This window comes from Staphylococcus sp. IVB6240 (assembly GCF_025558425.1).
Lineage (GTDB): Bacteria > Bacillota > Bacilli > Staphylococcales > Staphylococcaceae > Staphylococcus.
Map to the genome: position 1 here is coordinate 1,774,901 of NZ_CP094718.1, position 18,864 is coordinate 1,793,764.

The 18,864-nt window shown below is 36.1% G+C and carries 21 protein-coding genes; 6 read left to right on the top strand and 15 right to left on the bottom strand.

Features of this window, described 5'->3' with window-relative positions; genetic code table 11:
* Positions 1-29 precede the first annotated feature (29 nt).
* On the top strand, positions 30-1,988 hold the full coding sequence (locus MUA88_RS08820; protein ID WP_262605416.1) for an IucA/IucC family protein: 1,959 nt from the start codon (positions 30-32) through the stop codon (positions 1,986-1,988).
* A 464-nt stretch (positions 1,989-2,452) separates the two neighbouring features.
* Positions 2,453-3,628 (top strand): MFS transporter, encoded by a 1,176-nt coding sequence (locus MUA88_RS08825; RefSeq protein WP_262603797.1) that lies wholly within the window; start codon positions 2,453-2,455, stop codon positions 3,626-3,628.
* Between the two features lie 55 nt (positions 3,629-3,683).
* On the opposite strand, the gene arsC is transcribed toward MUA88_RS08825, so the two are convergent.
* The 7 genes from arsC to hchA form a co-directional block, all read right to left on the bottom strand.
* The gene (gene arsC, locus MUA88_RS08830) at positions 3,684-4,079 is read right to left on the bottom strand and encodes an arsenate reductase (thioredoxin) (RefSeq protein WP_262603798.1); all 396 of its coding nucleotides are present in this window, start codon (positions 4,077-4,079) and stop codon (positions 3,684-3,686) included.
* Between the two features lie 15 nt (positions 4,080-4,094).
* Positions 4,095-5,384: an arsenite efflux transporter membrane subunit ArsB gene (gene arsB, locus MUA88_RS08835; protein WP_262605417.1), complete on the bottom strand. Its 1,290-nt coding sequence runs from the start codon at positions 5,382-5,384 to the stop codon at positions 4,095-4,097.
* Positions 5,381-5,698, bottom strand: a complete 318-nt coding sequence (locus MUA88_RS08840; protein WP_262603800.1) for an ArsR/SmtB family transcription factor — start codon at positions 5,696-5,698, stop codon at positions 5,381-5,383. The genes arsB and MUA88_RS08840 overlap by 4 nt, the downstream gene beginning before the upstream one ends.
* Before the next feature lie 118 nt (positions 5,699-5,816).
* On the bottom strand, positions 5,817-6,302 hold the full coding sequence (locus tag MUA88_RS08845; RefSeq protein WP_262603801.1) for an Asp23/Gls24 family envelope stress response protein: 486 nt from the start codon (positions 6,300-6,302) through the stop codon (positions 5,817-5,819).
* A 71-nt stretch (positions 6,303-6,373) separates the two neighbouring features.
* Positions 6,374-6,619 carry a DUF2273 domain-containing protein gene (locus MUA88_RS08850; protein ID WP_262603802.1) on the bottom strand — a complete coding sequence of 82 codons (246 nt, stop codon included), beginning with the start codon at positions 6,617-6,619 and terminating at the stop codon, positions 6,374-6,376.
* A gap of 12 nt (positions 6,620-6,631) precedes the next feature.
* A complete protein-coding gene (gene amaP / locus MUA88_RS08855) occupies positions 6,632-7,174 on the bottom strand; it encodes an alkaline shock response membrane anchor protein AmaP (protein ID WP_262603803.1) in 543 nt (180 codons plus the stop codon).
* A 246-nt stretch (positions 7,175-7,420) separates the two neighbouring features.
* Positions 7,421-8,287 carry a glyoxalase III HchA gene (hchA, locus tag MUA88_RS08860; protein WP_262605418.1) on the bottom strand — a complete coding sequence of 289 codons (867 nt, stop codon included), beginning with the start codon at positions 8,285-8,287 and terminating at the stop codon, positions 7,421-7,423.
* Between the two features lie 250 nt (positions 8,288-8,537).
* Between hchA and MUA88_RS08865 the strand changes: the two genes are divergently transcribed.
* The 4 genes from MUA88_RS08865 (at position 8,538) to MUA88_RS08880 (ending at position 11,258) form a co-directional block, all read left to right on the top strand.
* Positions 8,538-8,999, top strand: coding sequence for a DM13 domain-containing protein (locus tag MUA88_RS08865; protein WP_262605419.1), 462 nt, complete (start codon positions 8,538-8,540; stop codon positions 8,997-8,999).
* 110 nt (positions 9,000-9,109) lie between these two features.
* On the top strand, positions 9,110-9,571 hold the full coding sequence (locus MUA88_RS08870; RefSeq protein ID WP_262603806.1) for a DoxX family membrane protein: 462 nt from the start codon (positions 9,110-9,112) through the stop codon (positions 9,569-9,571).
* Positions 9,546-10,229 carry a response regulator transcription factor gene (locus MUA88_RS08875; protein WP_262603807.1) on the top strand — a complete coding sequence of 228 codons (684 nt, stop codon included), beginning with the start codon at positions 9,546-9,548 and terminating at the stop codon, positions 10,227-10,229. The genes MUA88_RS08870 and MUA88_RS08875 overlap by 26 nt, the downstream gene beginning before the upstream one ends.
* Positions 10,230-11,258, top strand: a complete 1,029-nt coding sequence (locus tag MUA88_RS08880; RefSeq protein WP_262605420.1) for a sensor histidine kinase — start codon at positions 10,230-10,232, stop codon at positions 11,256-11,258.
* A 93-nt stretch (positions 11,259-11,351) separates the two neighbouring features.
* Here MUA88_RS08880 and MUA88_RS08885 read toward each other — a convergent pair whose 3' ends face one another.
* The 8 genes from MUA88_RS08885 to MUA88_RS08920 all read right to left on the bottom strand — a co-directional run bounded on the left by MUA88_RS08885 (position 11,352) and on the right by MUA88_RS08920 (position 18,817).
* Positions 11,352-11,876 carry a hypothetical protein gene (locus MUA88_RS08885; protein WP_262603809.1) on the bottom strand — a complete coding sequence of 175 codons (525 nt, stop codon included), beginning with the start codon at positions 11,874-11,876 and terminating at the stop codon, positions 11,352-11,354.
* The gene (locus MUA88_RS08890) at positions 11,869-13,230 is read right to left on the bottom strand and encodes a sensor histidine kinase (protein ID WP_262605421.1); all 1,362 of its coding nucleotides are present in this window, start codon (positions 13,228-13,230) and stop codon (positions 11,869-11,871) included. Before MUA88_RS08890 ends, MUA88_RS08885 begins: the two co-directional genes overlap by 8 nt.
* Complete coding sequence (locus MUA88_RS08895) at positions 13,220-13,903, bottom strand: response regulator transcription factor (RefSeq protein WP_262605422.1); 684 nt, start codon at positions 13,901-13,903, stop codon at positions 13,220-13,222. Before MUA88_RS08895 ends, MUA88_RS08890 begins: the two co-directional genes overlap by 11 nt.
* A gap of 10 nt (positions 13,904-13,913) precedes the next feature.
* A complete protein-coding gene (locus MUA88_RS08900) occupies positions 13,914-15,287 on the bottom strand; it encodes an SLC13 family permease (protein ID WP_262603812.1) in 1,374 nt (457 codons plus the stop codon).
* Positions 15,277-16,452: a glycerate kinase family protein gene (locus MUA88_RS08905; RefSeq protein WP_262603813.1), complete on the bottom strand. Its 1,176-nt coding sequence runs from the start codon at positions 16,450-16,452 to the stop codon at positions 15,277-15,279. Before MUA88_RS08905 ends, MUA88_RS08900 begins: the two co-directional genes overlap by 11 nt.
* Before the next feature lie 157 nt (positions 16,453-16,609).
* Complete coding sequence (locus MUA88_RS08910; protein ID WP_262605423.1) at positions 16,610-17,338, bottom strand: amino acid ABC transporter ATP-binding protein; 729 nt, start codon at positions 17,336-17,338, stop codon at positions 16,610-16,612.
* Positions 17,335-18,054, bottom strand: coding sequence for an amino acid ABC transporter permease (locus MUA88_RS08915; protein WP_262603816.1), 720 nt, complete (start codon positions 18,052-18,054; stop codon positions 17,335-17,337). Before MUA88_RS08915 ends, MUA88_RS08910 begins: the two co-directional genes overlap by 4 nt.
* Positions 18,035-18,817 (bottom strand): amino acid ABC transporter substrate-binding protein, encoded by a 783-nt coding sequence (locus tag MUA88_RS08920; protein WP_262603817.1) that lies wholly within the window; start codon positions 18,815-18,817, stop codon positions 18,035-18,037. The genes MUA88_RS08915 and MUA88_RS08920 overlap by 20 nt, the downstream gene beginning before the upstream one ends.
* Positions 18,818-18,864 lie beyond the last annotated feature (47 nt).

Consider the following 18,864-nt stretch of genomic DNA (forward strand, 5'->3'; position numbering starts at 1 on the left):
AAAAGATAAGTATTAAATGAGGTGCTCAAATGAATGCTGAACAAAAACAAATGAAAGAATCAGCAACAATCATGACACGTGATGAACAAGAAACTTACGAGACGCTTTATAAACAGAATCCAAACTGGGCAGCGTCTTTCCAGAAACTTTTATCAACAGGTCGTGATTTAGTTACTGCAAGAGTCATCACATCTATTTATCGTGAAAATCTTGTAAATGGCTATACAAATAGTCAAACTGTAGACCATTCCTTACTGTCTACATCACCCCTTAACCATGTAGCTGTACTTGAAATTCAATTTCTAAACACACAAACTGTATTGTGTGCACCAATTTCTGGAAGTCATGCGTTTAATCGCATAGATGTTTCAGGTCCATTTTATTGGCGCCATAATGACCAATATGAACGCATTTCTCATCCAAATGACGTATTGGACGTTATTATTGCTGAAGATGCACAGTATCAAGGCCCTGCTGCTGAACAATTTAGAGATGACTTAAGCAATAGTGCTTGTTATATGACATTGGCAATAAGTTATCAACAATTAAAATATGAGAATACGTCAGACACACTTTTAACAGCTATCGAGCAACAACAAAATCCCTACCTTGCTTCTGAACAAGCAGTTGTGGAAGGTCATCCAATTCATCCAGGTGCCAAGTTGCGTAAAGGGATGACTGCCGATGAAACGATTGCTTTTTCTTCAGAGTATGAACACGCGATGCCATTACGTTTTATATTGGTACACAAAGATTATGTGCGCGTCCAACAAAACGACAAATCATTAGACACGATATTATATGAAGCTTTTGATGGATTAGAAGCTGCATGTCAACATGCTGGTGAAGTGACTCAACGCAATCTCCATGATTATCAACTCATGGTGGTACATCCATGGCAATATGACCATATCTTATCTGAAGACTATGTAGAAGAATTACAAAATCAAGTGATCATTCCTGTATCATATACATATGACTATTATGCGGGTCTGTCATTCCGTACATTGATGCCAAAACTGCCTAAACAGTTACCACATATTAAGCTTTCAACAAATGTGCATATTACTGGTGAAATACGTACATTGTCTGAACAAACGACACATAACGGTCCATTAATGAGTCAAATTCTACGAGATATTACAACGAATGACACATGGTTTTCTCAAGTACCAGCGAGTGCTGTTGATGAGTTAGCAGGTGTGCATTTCTTTAGTACTCATGATGAAACGGATGCCCAAGAACGTCGTAGCGAACAACTCGGTACACTTCTTAGACATAATATTTATCACGACCTTGAGGATACTGACTTACCGTTGATTCCTTCTAGTTTAATTGTAGGTACACCACAGCAAGATTCATCTTTAATCATTGAATTGGTAGAACGTTATCGTCAACATCATTTGGAATTAGACCAACATACAGCGATTCAACAATGGTTTTCGCGTTACGCTGCTGCACTTATCGATTATGAGATGCCACTCTTAATTAAATATGGCATTGCATTAGAAGCACATTTACAAAATACGATTGCTGTTTTTAATAAGGAAGATGGTTTACTCAAACATATGTATATTCGTGACTTCGAAGGTTTGCGTATTGATGAAGCGCAACTTAACAAAATGGGATACGATACTTCTCATTTCCATGAAAAATCTCGTATTTTAACAAATAGCCAAAAATCAGTCTTTAACAAAGCTTTTTATGCGACTGTCCAAAATCATCTTGGTGAACTTGTAGTCGCACTGAGTGATTATTATGATATGCCTTCACTTGAAATGGACTTATGGCAAATCGTTCGTCATCACATTCAATCTTTATTCAAAGCTTTCTATGAAAATGATTTTGATGCAGAAAGACTTCATAAAATTGAAGACATTTTCTTCAACCCTGTCATCGACTATAAATGTGTAACAACCATGCGCCTACTCGATGAAGCACATGCTTATACTTATGTAAAAGTGGACAACCCATTAGCACTTGAATAAATAGACAACGAGGTTGTGAGAGGTGCGCTTAGAATTCGAGCAGAACAAAAGGCATTTTGAAAATTGCTTTTTGATTTTGTAAAATGACTGAGTTCTGTTGAGAATTCTGCTTCCCGAACACTGACAAGAAGAGGTTGTGAAAGGAGTAGTTTGGATTTGATCAGAACTAAAGCAATTCTCAAAATAGCTTTTTTATTTTGGGGAATTGCGACGTTCTGACGAAAATCCTGCTCCTTGAACACTGACAAGAAGAGGTTGTGAGAGAAACGTTTAGAATTCGAGCAGAACAAAAGTCTTTTTTGAAACTGATATCAGGAGATATGAGAAACAATTCGATTTCTTATATCTCCTGATTTTTTATTCATTATTCAATACCTAGCTTTCATCTCAAAGACTGTGATTCTTTCTAAAAATGGTATACAATAGTGCGCAGAGACTATTTTTTCAAAGGAGTTCTGATATTCATGACAGTGATGCGCACATTCACTTTTATGTTAAGTATTTTTGTTGTGGGCATGGTCGAAATGGTTGTTGCCGGTATCATGAGTTTAATGAGTGCTGACCTTCATATTTCAGAAGCTTGGATTGGTCAACTTGTCACTGTATATGCTTTTACATTTGCACTCACAGGCCCTATCCTAGTCAAACTGACAGAACGCTATGCACCAAAAACAGTTTTATTAGTAACCATGATGGTTTTTATTATAGGAAATATGATGATTGCATTGTCCCCTAACTTCACTATTTTAGTAATTGGACGTGTTTTATCGTCAGCAGCTGCCGCATTGATTGTCGTAAAAATATTAGCGATTACCTCTTTTTTGTCAGAACCGCATATCAGAGGTCGTATGCTCGGTATTGTCTACACTGGGTTCAGTGCCTCTAACGTATTCGGCGTACCCATTGGGACATTGATTGGTGATTGGCTCGGTTGGCGTTTCACATTTGGCATGATTAGCTTTGTAGGACTTATTGTTGCTGCCTTGCTCACCGTGTATTTACCACGTGAGCTCAATATGAATATCATTCTTAATAACGATCATACCCAGTCATCTAATGGTAGTCGTGTACGTAATAAACAAGAAATCATTAAATTATTAGCAGTAACTTTTATTCTACTGACAGCAAATTCTATTGCGTATATTTATATTAATCCATTGATTCTTTCAGGTGGACATACATTGCAATTTGTATCTCTTGCACTCCTAGTCATCGGTGTTGCTGGTATGCTTGGTACATCAATGGGTGGTTTCTTTACAGATAAACTATCCTTTAAAACTTGGCTACTGATGAGTAGTTTTGCTTTTGCAGTCATCTTAGTATTACTCAATCAGTTATGGGCAACATCTGCTCTATTACTTATCACATTATTCACTTGGCATATCATTCAATGGAGTACGAATCCAGCCGTACAATCTGGGTTAATTAGTCAAGTAGATGGCGATCATAGTCAAGTGATGAGTTGGAATATGTCTGCATTAAATGCTGGGATTGGTCTAGGTGCGTTATTAGGCGGTGTGATTGTTTCACATCTTAACCTTCACGCAACAGTCTATATTGCTGCTATCACAAGTTTGTTAGCCTTCTTTATCGTTGCTACCTTACAGAAACCACAAAAAACAACGAATATATCACATTAATGAAAAACGCTACCGCTCGTCAGCATATCATAAACGAGTCAGTAGCGTTTCTTTTCTATCTATTTTTAAAATCTTCAATTGCTTCTTTTATTTCATCTCGGACACGTTGGAATTCTGACCAAGGTTTGCCAGCTGGATCATCAAACCCCCAGTGCTCTTTCTTTACATGTGGTGGCATGACTGGACAATTTTTATCTGCATCACTACACAATGTTACAACCAAATCTGCTTTATTTAATATCTTTGGATCTATCAAATCAGAAGTGTGTGTATGAATATCAACGCCCACTTCATCCATTGCTTTAATGGCATTTGGATTGACACCGTGCGTTTCAATACCTGCTGAGTAAACATCCCATTCCTCCCCAAGTATTTGTTTGCCCCATCCTTCAGCCATTTGGCTACGGCAGGCATTACCTGTACAAATAAAGTAAATGACTTTTTTATCCATAAATTCTCCTTTTTATTAAAAAATGATCAATGTAAGATATAAACCTAGTAGTGTTACAAATAATACTGGAATCGTAATGACAATACCTGTTTTAAAATACGTTCCCCAAGAAATCTTCACACCTTTTTGCGTTAAGACATGCAACCATAATAGTGTTGCAAGCGAACCAATCGGTGTGATTTTTGGTCCTAAATCTGAACCAATGACATTGGCATAAATCATCCCTTCTTGAAGGATGCCCGAAACATTTGATTGATGAATGGCAATCGCATCAATTAAAACTGTCGGCATGTTGTTCATAACAGATGATAGAAATGCTGCGATGAATCCCATGCCCATCACACTCGTAAACAGACCGTATTGAGAGATATTAGCTAACACATCGGCAAGTAGTGTCGTAATCCCTGCATTTTTCAATCCAAATACCACCAAATACATACCAATTGAAAAGGCAACAATATTCCATGGTGCTCCTTTAATGACCTGTGCTGTGTGAACTGCTGGTGACTTGCGCGCTAATAAAACAAAGATAAATGCAATACTTCCTGCAATGAACGACACAGGAATTTTCAACCATTCACTCACAAGATAACCAATCAATAATACCCCTAATACAATCCATGATATTTTAAAGAGTCTCTCGTCTTTAATTACTGATTGCGGTGCTACTAAATGTGTTGCATCAAACGACTTCGGAATCGCCTTTCTAAAATATAGCCATAAAACAACAATACTTGCGATCAATGAAAAAATATTTGGAATGATCATACGTCCAAAATATTCTAAAAAGCCAATATTAAAATAATCTGCTGAAACAATATTTACTAAGTTACTCACCACAAGTGGTAATGATGTTGTATCTGCTATAAAACCACTTGCAATAATAAATGGAAAAACCACTTTTTCGTTAAATCCTAGGTTTCTCACCATTGCTAAAACAATCGGTGTTAATATCAGTGCTGCACCATCATTCGCAAAAAATGCTGCAACAATGGCTCCTAATAATATAATATAAACAAACATCTTCAAGCCGTTACCTTTAGAGGCACGTGCCATATGTATCGCTGACCATTCAAAGAAACCAATTTCATCTAAAATTAATGAAATAAGTATCACTGCCACAAAAGTGAGTGTCGCATTCCATACAATCCCTGTGACTTCCCAGACATCACTCAAACTGACGACACCTGTGATAATCGCCACAAGTGCTCCTACAATAGCTGTGATTCCTATATCTAATCCTTTAGGTTGCCAAATGACAAAAAGCAATGTAATCAAAAATATCATAATTGCCAAAAGCATCATGAGCATGTGCCACCTTTCATCGTTTTACAAATACACACTTCATTATTGGTATGTAAATAGTTCAAAGTATGATCGATGCCTTCAAATTTTTCAGCATTTAGCTGATACATCCGCTTTGTCCCTTCTTTACGAGCTGTCACAAGTCCACATGCAACCAGTGCTTTCATATGATGACTCAAAGTAGGCTGCGAAAAATCAAAATGCGCAAGTATGTCACAAGCACATAACTCTCCACAGGATAACAAATCGATAATTTCCAATCGACTCGCATCAGATAGAACTTTCAACTGTGATGCTAATTCTTGATATGACATAGCCACTCCTCCTTCACAAAATATAGACTAACATCTATATAATTAATTGTCTATATTCATACGCAAAAAAAGAACCGAGTACTTATATACTCAGTTCTTAATCGTATCAACGAACGGCTTATTGTAATCCTTTTTGCTCGTTGTTGTTACCTTTTTCATTTTTTTGTTGCCATTCTTTACGAGTCATTACATCGTCAACTTGCATGTTCACTTCAACAACTTCTAAACCAGTCATGTGTTTCACTTGTTCTTTAATAAGTTCAGTTACTTTACGGAAGATTTTTGGTGCTGATTCACCGTATTCTAATACAACTTTTAAGTCGATTGCTGCTTGTTTTTCGCCAACTTCAGCTGATACACCTTGTGTTACGTTGTTACCACCTGAGAAAGAACCACTAATGCTATCAACGAAGCCGCCTTTCATATCTAAGATACCTTTTACTTCACGTGCTGCGATACCAGCGATTTTTTCAACAACTTCATCAGAGAATGTTAAGCTGTTTGAGAATTGTGGTTGGTTGTCTTGACGTTTTTCTTGTTCTTTTTGGTTTACACCTGTGTTATTGTTGTATGCTTCTTTTGCTTTATTGTTATCTACTGTCATAATTAAAAACTCCTTTATTCTGAAATATTTTTTAATACACTGTTCTTAAAATTGTATGTTGCTATGCAATGCTAGCTTAACCGATTTAGTAAATTTAAGAAATCTTGTGTTCGGTCTTTAATATACCCAACTCCAACTCCGATTAAACATAAAAAGATAATTAAAATTGTCTTCCAAAAGCCAAGTGTTAAAAACAAGATTGCAATGAGAAGGAAAGAGAAGAACCCGATAATGCGCCATTTATAGCTGCGCAGTAAGGCAATTATCTGTTCATTCGTCACTTGTTCACCTTGACCATTTTGATGTTGATTAGCCATAGGAACCCTCCTTTACACAACACGCGCTTCGCCACTTTGGCGTTGGTCACGTACATTGATTTCTAACTTTCTTACTGGCATTTCTGAAAAACGTTCAACATTTTCTTTTACATCTGCTCTCACTTGTTCAGTTAAAGATTGAATGTTAACTGCTGTCGTTGGTACAAGGAAATCCGCTTTAATATCAACAAAATTGTTATTCTTTTTGTTATATAACTTCGCCACAACATTCGGTTGACGAATTGAATCATATTTTTTAATTGTATCCAACGCTGTATTTTCAATAGATTTACGTGAAATGTAAATATGTCCATCTTGATAGTCTTTGTATAAACCTGGTTTGCGATGTGTTGGTTTAAACGCACTAAAAAATAAAATAAACCCTAATAAAATTAAGAACGCAGATAAGCCAATCAATAATGGTTCAAACCAATTATATTGATAGAGATAATTTTGGTATTGTTTGATCGGTTGATAATCTAAGTACATAAATAATAAGAAACCAACGATGACTACCATTAATAATCCTAGACAGAAATTTTTTAGTCTTCTCACCTTACGTACACCTCCTATTTTGTTGTCAAATGTCTTACATTCAATATACCCATATTCAAAATACTAAAAACATAAATTCAAAAAATAAATATGGCATAAAATACTTCCTAATAAATTAGTCGAATGATAAGCTGTCTTAATTTACCCTATACTTTATCTTATAAACACACATACAGAAATTATTTCTAGGACAATAAAAAAACAGACAATGTTTATCTCATTGCCTGCCTCTTACACTTATTATGATTATTGAATATACGCTAACATTTCATTAACTGCTAATTTACCTAATGCATCTGATGCTAAAGGACTATCTCCAGTTAACAACTGACGATCTTTATGAACTTGACCTGTCATTTCTTTATTAACAACGTGAAGCTCATCTTGCGTTAAACTTTCAGCAACAAGCCATTGAAGTTTTCCAGGTAAATAACCAATATCAATATTCGCTCCATCATCTAATGCATCAGGGAATACACATACTTCATAGCCTGCAAATGCTGATGTTTGACGATTTAATGAGCCAGCGAGTAATGCAGCTGGACCATGACATAATGTCACAACAAATCGATGATATTCAAGTGACCAATCTAATATTTGTTGTACATCTTCACTTTCTGGTAAGCCATTTAATGCGGCATGTCCCCCCGGAATAAATACAGATAAATAATCAGACTCTGCACCTAATTCATTGGCAACAACTTCTGATAATTTTTTAGGTGCTTGTAACTTCGCTTTAAGTTGTTCATAAGTACCCATCACTGCTTCATCTTCCGTTGGCATTGCCCAATACTCTATCTTAGCCGGATTACCTGAGAGTGTTGCCACCTCAACATCAAATCCGGCTTCCATCATATGATGTAACGGTAACAATGTTTCTATAGGATGATTCCCTGTTGAAAACTTCTTACCATTTTGTAGCATTAAATATCTTTCATCTGCAGCAATGACTAAAACTTTCCATTTACCTTCTGTATAAGCGCCTTGATGTTCGACACCTTGAAAGTTCGTTTTTGGTGCTGTATATAATGACAACGAATAGTCAGACGGGAAAAATGCATTATCTTCCGCTCTATCTGCTACAGGTTGTTTACTTAAGTTGTTTTCTGTCATTTGAATTACTTCCTTCTCTTTTGTTATGAATCACATCTTATGCCTTATTAAAGACGATGTAAATCTATCTGCTTGTAATCATCAATTACTTCGGTTCTGTTCAAATTCAAACCACTTCTCCCACAATCTCGTTCTACGATTTAAGATTTAGTTAAGAATTGTTAATGATGAGTTAATGTGAATTAAGATATTTAAGCTGTAGTATACAAAGTGTCAAAACAATAAACCAAAACGAAAGTGGGAAATGATCATGAAAATCAAATCAATCTTATTATCTACTACAGTTGCAACAACATTACTTTTAGGCGCATGCGGTAACATGGATGATGACAAAGAAATGAAAAAAGACGACAAGATGATGGAAAGTAAAATGGAAGACAAAAAGATGGATGATAAAAAAATGGCTAACAAAGACATGATGATGAAAGAAGGCATGTTCAAAGGCGAAAATGATCAAATGGTTGAAGGTAAGGCGATGATCAAAGACGGTAAATTAATGCTGACTGATTTCAAATCTGACAAAGGTCCAGACTTACACGTTTACCTCACTAAAAATGGTGATGTTGAAAAAGGCTTGAAAATTGATAAAGTGAAATACGATGAAATGGAACAAACTTTTGACCTTAAAGGTGCTAACGTTGAAGATTACGATACAGTCACAATCTACTGCGACAAAGCACACGTTGTATTCGGTAATGCCATGTTAAAATAATTTTCCAACCTCACAGCATATTATAGATCTTAAATGACTTCAGTGAGATAGAATTCTACCGTATTTGGAGGATTCTATCTCTTTTTTATCAAAATTAAGGAGGTTTCACTATGTCTACAATTTGGAAAGTTATTCTTTTGCTCATCAGAATGGGGAGTGGCATCATGATGCTGATGCAAGGTTTTGAAAAGTTAACAGGTGGTTTTGCGATTAGTGGCTTAGTTCCTGTTGTTCAAAAAAGCTCAGATATTCCAGATTGGTATAAAGCTTTTTTCAGCCATGTCGTGAATCAGCAATTAGATCTTATCCAATGGATGATTCCACTCGGTGAGATAGCAATTGGTCTCGGACTTATTTTTGGTGTGTTATCCTATACAGCGAGTTTCTTTGGCGTCTTTGTTATGTTGAATTATATATTGGCAGATATGATTTTTACGTATCCAATACAATTATTTTTCTTTATAATATTATTAATGAACAAAAAAACATTAGAATCAATCAGTCTATTACACTTCTTTAAAAGAAAAAAACTAGGGAATGATGCACATGGAACACATACTTATAGTGGATGACGAGCCTGATATCCGTGATATATGTAAAACATATTTTGAATTCGAAGGCTATGCCGTATCAACAGCGACAAACGGACAAGAGGCATTAGATAAGTTAGACGCATCCATCGACTTGATGATTTTAGATATTATGATGCCCGATAAAGATGGCTATGCGGTGGTAAAAGAAATGCACGCACAGCAATTAGATATTCCATATATTTATCTTACAGCTAAAACAACAGAGTCAGATGCGATATATGGGCTTATGCTTGGCGCAGATGACTATGTCAAAAAACCTTTCAGCCCACGCGAATTAGTGATACGTGCCAAAAATATTTTAAAACGCGTGAAACAAAATCCTATTGCTCAAGATACTTTAACATTCGGTTCCCTCTCTTTAGATAACCTGACAAAAACCGTCACAATTCATAATAAAACAGTGAGTCTGAGAGTGAAGGAATTCGAATTATTATGGTATTTCGCCACGCACGAAAATGTCGCACTATCTAAGACCGATTTGCTAGAACAAGTGTGGGGCTATGATTATTACGAGGATATGAATACGTTGAATGTTCATATTCATCGCCTGCGTGAAAAACTTGAACAGCATCAATACAATGACTATGCAATTACAACAGTATGGGGACTTGGTTATAAGTTCCAGAGGAGGCATTAGATGACATTTCGCAAACAACTCTTTCTATCCTTTGTCACTTCTGTCATCATTACAACAATCTTCTTATTTGTGCTTTATAAGTTCATGTGGTTTGATGGACAACAAACGTTATTTCTCACACTCTTTTCAATGATTTCAAGTATGATGACGATGATGATTGCACTCACTTTTATCGTACCAACCATTCATAAAATCGAACGTCTAAATAAGGAAACACAAAAAGTAGCGGACGGAGACTTCAATATTGATTCGATTGATATTTCATCCCCTCTAGAGCTAAAAGAACTCAATGAATCTTTCACAGTGATGGTCAGACGTGTCGAACAACAAATGGCACAGATCAAAGATGAAGAAGCTGAAAAAATGTACATGGTCCAAAATTTAGCGCATGACTTAAAGACACCACTTGCAAGTATCAAGTCCTATTCAGAAGCGTTACGTGATGGTGTCGTGCAAGAAGGCACTTCACAACAACATGCGTACAATGTCTTGATTAACCAAGCAGATCGATTAAGTAATATGTTTGACGACTTAACTTCCATGGTAAGTGTGACAACGCATGCGCAAGACAAAGTCTCACTCCAAGTCGATCAATTATTAATATCGATATTAGATCCTTATCAGCAGCAACTTGAACAAGAACAGCGAACACTCAATGTAGACGTCTCACCATCCATCCCTCGTTTCACACAGGATAAGATAGCCATTGAACGGATTGTCTCAAACTTTTTAGACAATGCCTTGAAGTTTTCGGAAGTAGGGACACCCATTCATGTCTCTTTTCAACAAACAAGCAATCAAGAGTTAGCAATTTCTGTCAGAGATGAAGGGACTGGTATTGAATCTAAATATTTGAGTCGGGTCTTTGAACGAACGTTCCGTGTAGAACCTTCTCGTAATCTCAATCGTGGCGGTTCAGGACTTGGTTTATATATTGCACAAACACTTGCACATCAGATTGGTGGACATATCGATATCCAGAGCACTTATGGTAAAGGCACAACGGTCACATTACATTTCCCTATTTAACGATACAAAGGCAGTTACGACTGGAAACCATTTCCATGTTGTAACTGCCTTTTATATGATATCTCTTCGTTTCAAATAATCGTCATCCCATCATTAGTCATCATCAACTTCATAATCATCATCATCTGAATAATAATAATATGGATTCGGCTGAACTTGTAAATTCGTTTGTGAATCAGACTGTTGTGTTACTGATGGATCTTCCACTGGCGGTGTTGTTGCTGATTGTGTCTGTGATGGTGATTGCTGCTGCACATTTCGTTGTTTAGATGTTTGATCCCCTATTTGTTTCTCTTTTGACTGTTGCACACGCTTTTTCTTTGGTTTTTCTTGTTTTTCAACCTTCCGCTTAATCACCTTTAACTGAGATATTTTTTCTGACTGGCGATCAATCTGAAAGCGAAAAAGTTTCTGTTTATCTTCAACAGTTACTTTAAAATACCGTTTATCTTCAGTCGTGTTAAAGGTTTTGATTTCTCCAGCGTAACGCTCCTTCACCATTGCTTTTCCTTCTTCGGCACTCAATAATGACTTATTACTCTGAAATATCATCATTCCCAACACTAAAATAAGCACGAAGATAATCATATATAAAATGGGTTTTAATAAATTATTCAATCACATGCTCCTTTATATTAAGTGTTATCGTCGTTCCCTCTCCGACTGTTGATGCCATAGAAATATCCACCTGATTTTGTTGGGCAATTTCTTTAGCAATATATAGACCAAGGCCACTGCCACCACTTTGTCTTGTACGTGCCTTATCCACACGATAAAAGCGATCGAAAATTTTATTTAAACTCTCTTTAGGAATACCTTCACCTTTATCGATGATTTGAATATGAATCACTTGGTTCACACGCCCTATTTGAATCACAATCACTTCATCACTATACTTCATGGCATTATCAATAAATATCGTGAAAAGTTGGATCAACTGCTCCTGACTTGCACTTATATATATGGGCTTCTCTTCACCTTTGATAATAATATCTCGGTCATAAGTCAACATGAACTTTTTAGTCAATTGTCGCAACACTTGTGTCACATCAAATATGTCCATTTCTGATTGTTGTTTCTTCTGTTGAAACGACGTGATTTGTAACATCTGATTTGTTAAACTTTTCATCCGCTTCGCTTCTTCATGAATGACATCTAAGCCTTCATCGAGCAATTCCGGCTTTTGCTTGCCAAATCGTTTCAACATGTCACTATAACTATGAATAACGGTAATCGGTGTTTTAAGCTCATGGGATGCGTTCGCGATGAAACTTTGTTCTTTCTCTTCTTGTTCACTTAATCGTTGCATCATCAAATTGAAGGTATCAGTCAAATCATCCAGTTCTTTAGTGCTACGTTCCAACTTTTCCACTTTTCGATATCCTTTTGTTTTATTAATATTAGACATTTTATCAATGAGTAAATGAATAGGTTTTAAAATATTATGTGTAATGATCATATTTAATATAAAGATAATCAGCGTCAACATCACCGTCGAACCTATCAATATCCACTTGAGTGTTTCAAATGATTCGTGTTTCATGTCGACATTTTCATAGATCTGTAAATTGACCGTTTCATCGTTCTCCCATAAGACCGGCACAGATACCATGACAAAATAATGCCCTTTATGTTCAACATAACGATCCATCTGTTTATCGGAATACTTAGAGACTAATGAATCATAATCTTTATTTGTCATAATCTGGATTTTTCGTTTATTGTTATGGTCTATGATCGCAATCGAACCATCTGATAATAAATGATTTACAATAATCCTTTCATTATCGCCACTATGATTCTGTGATTTTTCTAATTCTTTAATTATATTAACCGCTCTGTTTTCTATTTGATGCACTTCACTATCAATCGCATTCTTTTTAAATGTCATATACACAAAGACATTTACAATAATTAAAGTAATGACGATCATCATTGTCGTATACATTTGAATCTTTGTTCTAAGCTTCATACGACGTATCCTTCAACACATAGCCAATGCCTCGCACACTGGTAATGTAGTCATGTGATGGGCCTAACTTTTTTCGGATATACCGCACATAAACATCGACAATATTTGTATCTCCCACATAATCAAATCCCCATACTTCCGCAATAATCTGTTCCCTTGCTAGAACTTGATTTTTATTACAAACAAAATAATATAACAAGTCGTACTCTCTTTGCGTTAAAGAAATATAAGTTTCATCCGCATAAACTTCTCGTACATTTGTATATATTTGTAAATTTTTAAACGTGAGTATGTCTTGTGCTGTATCTTGCTGTTGATCTTTCAAATGCACACGTATGCGCGCTAATAACTCTTCAATTTCAAAAGGCTTTGTCATGTAATCATTGGCACCACTATCCAGGCCACCTACTTTATCCATCACCGTATCTCGTGCTGTGAGCATAATAATGCGTGTCTCTGTATCTGTCATTCTGATACGGCGTAGTACTTCCAGACCATTTAACTCAGGAATCATGACATCCAGCAAAATCAAATCAACCTTCTCAGTTTCATATAAGTTTAATCCCTGTCTTCCTGTATATGCCTTTGTCACCTGATATCCTGCAAACTCCAGTTCCAATTCAATCACACGTGCAATTTTTTCATCATCTTCAATAATCAAAATATGCGCCATAGTTCACCTCTTAAAGTGTTAGTCCAATCGGTTGCCAATAACAATAATAGAATAGCACCATCAACATAATATAAACGGGCGTTAAAATCAAACTCAGCTGCATAAGCTGTTTAGAACTAAATCCTGCGTTACCTTCAAAAAATACCAAAAGCGCTTTAGAGCTCACTGGAAATGTTAAACAATAGTTCATGCCAATGAGTGCAATAAACACAACAGACGTTGCATTTAACTGATATAACTCTGACAAGACTAAAAAGCTAGGTATCAGAACGATAGCTCTCGTAGTATGACTTGTAATGATGAGGTGTGATAATACAGTAACGATACAAATTAATATGAGTATGATACCGTCATGAATATGAGTCATCGTTGTTAATTTTGAAAACAATGACTTTTGTAGTTGATCGATGACCTTATATTCTACCAGTATGGTACCTAATGCACTTGCTGCTGCTACAAATAAAATCAAATTCCAATTAATAAACTTTAAACTATCTTTAAAAGTCATCATATTAAAAATAGGTAATGTCATCATTAATGCAATGAAAAGCGTAATGACAGCAATATCGATATGATGAAGCCATTCTGTTAACCAAAAAATGATAGTAATGAACAGAAGTAATAACGTCTTTTTCTCATGATTCGTATAGGGTTGACTTATATTTGACTGTTCATCCACATCAATTGAGGTATTTGACATATGTGTATACCGATAAATCACCCATACCGATACGATCGCTATCACGATACCAAAGGGTGCTGCTAAATATAAAAACTCAAAGTAACTCAGTGCATCTTTGTTTTGCGCTTGCAGTAACCCCATGCCTATGAGATGACTTCCTGCACCTAACAGTGTCAGATTAGATCCCATTAATATCAGTACAGGAAATAATAAACTATAAAACGTCTTATATTGTGGTAACTTTGCAACAATTTGTTGATAGAGTGGTAATAAGATAACCGCTCGAGAAGATGTCGACGGAATCACGATACTGACCACTTGTACAAGCACAAAGATTAATCGATTCATTTTACGTGTCTGCCCCTGATTCATCACCCAAGTGGTCATGCGTTGTATCAAGCCACTTTGTTCTAGCACACCACTGATCATGAATGCACCGATCATTAGCCAGATAATATCTTGGTTAAATGAATTGAATAACAATGTTTTCGGCAAGCCGAGTACAATTCCTGTTGTAAGTAACAACAATGCGACAAGTGTTGGTGGTAGTGATGTCATCACAAAGAGTACTAGTGATACGACAAATAAAATAATGCTGAGTTTACCAAAATAGCTAAAATCGCTTAGTGCAAAAATCATAATGGCGAACAATAAACAAAAGATAGTCACCAGCAACGTTCGGTTAGATTGATTAAACGACATGTGACTTCATCGCTTTTCCAATAATAATACCAATCATGACTTTACGCATCGCGTTCTCTGCACAATTTTTGAGCCATCTACTCGCATCCATCATGGCATCTTCTAATGTTGCTGGTTGTGGAATAATACTGACATATGCATCGATACCATTGTCATAATTAATTTTTGCATCTTTACCAATTGTTCCTGCCAATGCGATAACCGGTTTATGGTATAGCTTGGCAATCCTTGCAACTTCTGATGGTATTTTCCCATGTGGTGTTTGATAATCTAAACAACCTTCTGCTGTAAAAACTAAGTCCGCGTTTTGAATTGCATCTGAAATCTGAATATACTTCATGATAATTTCAAATCTTGGATGCAATCTTGCACCACAAATGGCAACAAGTCCTGCACCTAGCCCACCTGAAGCACCTGTACCTTGGCCATACTTCAAGTCTTCCTTTGAAATTTCTCCATATAAATCTGCTAAGTATTCTAAGTTATGAGATAGCAATACAACTTGTTCTGGCGTCGCCCCCTTTTGTGGACCGTAAACTTTTGCAACACCAGATTCGCCACAAAGAACATTGTCCCGATTCACAGCAACATCAATAGGTGTATGTATCACTTCTTCATTCAGACCACTGTAATCTAGCTGATGAATAAGATGAATCTCTCCACCCCCAACTATTTTAATGGGATGCCCAGAAGCATCTAAACAGCGAACACCCAACGCTTGCGCCATTCCAATACCACCATCATTCGTACCAGAGTCCCCACAGCCAATTAAAATACGCTCTGCCCCATCTTCAACGGCCTTTAAAATCATTTCTCCGACACCATACGTCGTTGTTTTCATTGGATTTCTCAAATGTTTCGGCACATTTTTTAATCCTGCAATAACCGCCATCTCAATCACCGCAGTTTGTAAGCCATCTTCATAAAACATGCCATAATACGCATCTATTTTTTCACCTATTGGACCGGTTACTGCATGGTGGATGATTTCACCTGATTTCAACTTTACAATCGTCTTAGCAAAACCTTCACCGCCATCAACCATGGGGATCACTGTTACATCATGCGTATGATCCACTTTATCAATGCCTTTATGAATCGCCATTCCAACTTCTTCTGCACTTAAACTCTCTTTAAAACCAGAGGGAATTACTACTATATTCAAATCTCGCCACTCCTTAACGTCTATGATTCATTGACATTAATATAGCGCGTGATTATTGGACATTACTTAATCAAAAATTAAAATATGATTAGAAAGTCTATGTCCAACAAAAAAATAGCCATACCAAGTGATATAAAACTTGATACAGCTACTTTATCTAAATATCTATGACATTAAAGAATTTCTTCAATTCTTCTGTTTGTGGTTGATTGAATAGTATTTCTGGCTTACCTTCTTCACCGATTAACCCTTCGTTAATGAAGATCACACGGTCGGACACTTCACGTGCAAAACGCATTTCATGAGTCACAATGACCATTGTCATACCTTCATTCGCTAAATCTTTAATCACCTTGAGTACGTCATTGACTAACTCTGGGTCTAATGCAGATGTCGGTTCATCAAATAACATGACTTTTGGATTCATGGCTAAGGCACGCGCAATCGCCACACGTTGTTGTTGACCACCTGACAAAGCATGAGGTCTTTGATCTTTCACACTTTCTAAGCCAACTTTTCTAAGCAGTTGTAAAGCTTCTTCGTACGCTTGTTGCTTGTTCATCTTCTTCACTGTCACAAGACCTTCCATCACATTTTCAATAGCTGTCTTATGCGGAAAAAGATTATAACTTTGGAAGACCATACCAGATTGTTTTCTTACCGTAATTTGAGACTTTTTGTCATCATTCGTATATGTTTCACCATTAACATATACAGTCCCTTCAGTTGGTAATTCTAATGCATTGATCATGCGCAAGAGCGTCGTCTTACCAGAACCCGACTTACCAATTAATGTGATCACTTCACCTTGCGCTACTGAAAGATTAATCCCTTTGATGACTTCTTTATCATTAAATGACTTTTTAATATTTTGAAGTTCAATCATGCGCGATACCCTCTTTCAATATAAGATTCATAATATGATTGAATCACAGAAATGATAAAACATGTAATCCAATATAACAAGGCTACAAGTAAGTAGATGGTTAAGAATTCATATGTTGTTGATGCCACTTCTTGTGCTTTTCTGAACATCTCTGCCACAAGGATAAAGCCTAATAAGGATGTATCTTTCACTAAGCTTAAGAATGTATTACCTAAAGCTGGAATAGATACTCTGATTGCCTGAGGTAAAATAATACGTTGGACTGTTTGCTTATAGCTCATCCCTATTGAATATGCCGCTTCAGTCTGCCCTTTTGGAATAGACATGATGCCTCCTCTTAAAATTTCAGAAGCATATGCCCCTACGTTGAGTGACAGACCAATAATCGCCGCTACAACGGGTGTTAAAGTGAGCTGATTGTCCGCATTGCCGGTCGCAAGTCTACCTATTTCAGGAATACCGTAAAAGATAATGAATAATTGTACGATCATCGGTGTACCTCGAATAATCGATACATAAAAACGTGCAATTCCTCTTAAAACTTTACTGCTTGAAATACGCATTAATGCAGTAAATAAGGCTAAAATTAAACCAATAACAAATGTAACAATTGTTATTGGTATAGAGTACTTAACTAAGCCTTCTAACATAGGTAAAAAAGCTTGTTTCGCAGCTTCTAATGCGTGAATCTGTTCATTATTTAGGTTCTGAAACATTTTCGCCGAACCATTTCTTACTAATTTTTTCTAATTCACCATTATCTTTTAATTTTTTCAAACCTTTATTGAAGTCTTCTACAACTTTGTCATCTGTTTTCTTGCTGAATGCAAATGCTGATTGACTTTGTTCTGCATCACCTTCAATTGCTTTAATTTTCGCATTTGGTTTTTGTTTTTTGTAATCTAAATATGAGATATTGTCATTGAAAGTACCTTCAACACGATTAGATTGTAATAAATCCATTGCTTGGTTGAAGCCGTCTACTTTTGTAATCTCTGCACCTTTAGATTCTGCAAGCTTACCGTAGTTTGATGTTAATGTTTGTGCAAGTTTTCTATCTTTCACATCATCAAATGATTTAATATCATTGTTATCTTCCGCAACGACTAATACACCATTTGAATATGTGTATGGGTCTGAGAATTTATATTTTGCTTTTCGTTCATCGTTAATACCAACTTGGTTAGCAACAACGTCAAAACGACCTGCATCAAGACCTGCAAACATTGAATCCCATTGTGTTTCTTTGAATTCAACTTCATAACCCATTTCTTTTGCAACTGCTTTTGTTACTTCTACATCGTAACCTGTTAACTTGTCATTTTTATCATGGAATGTGAATGGTGCGTATGTTCCTTCAGTTCCTACGACAATCTTTTTATCTTCATTCTTGCTACTGCTATCTTTTGAATCGTTATTATTGCCACATGCTGCGAGTACAATCGCAAAGGCAACCATTAAAAATAAAATTCTTTTCATTAAATTGTCCCTCTATTCATAGTTTCTCAATCGGAATAAATATATTT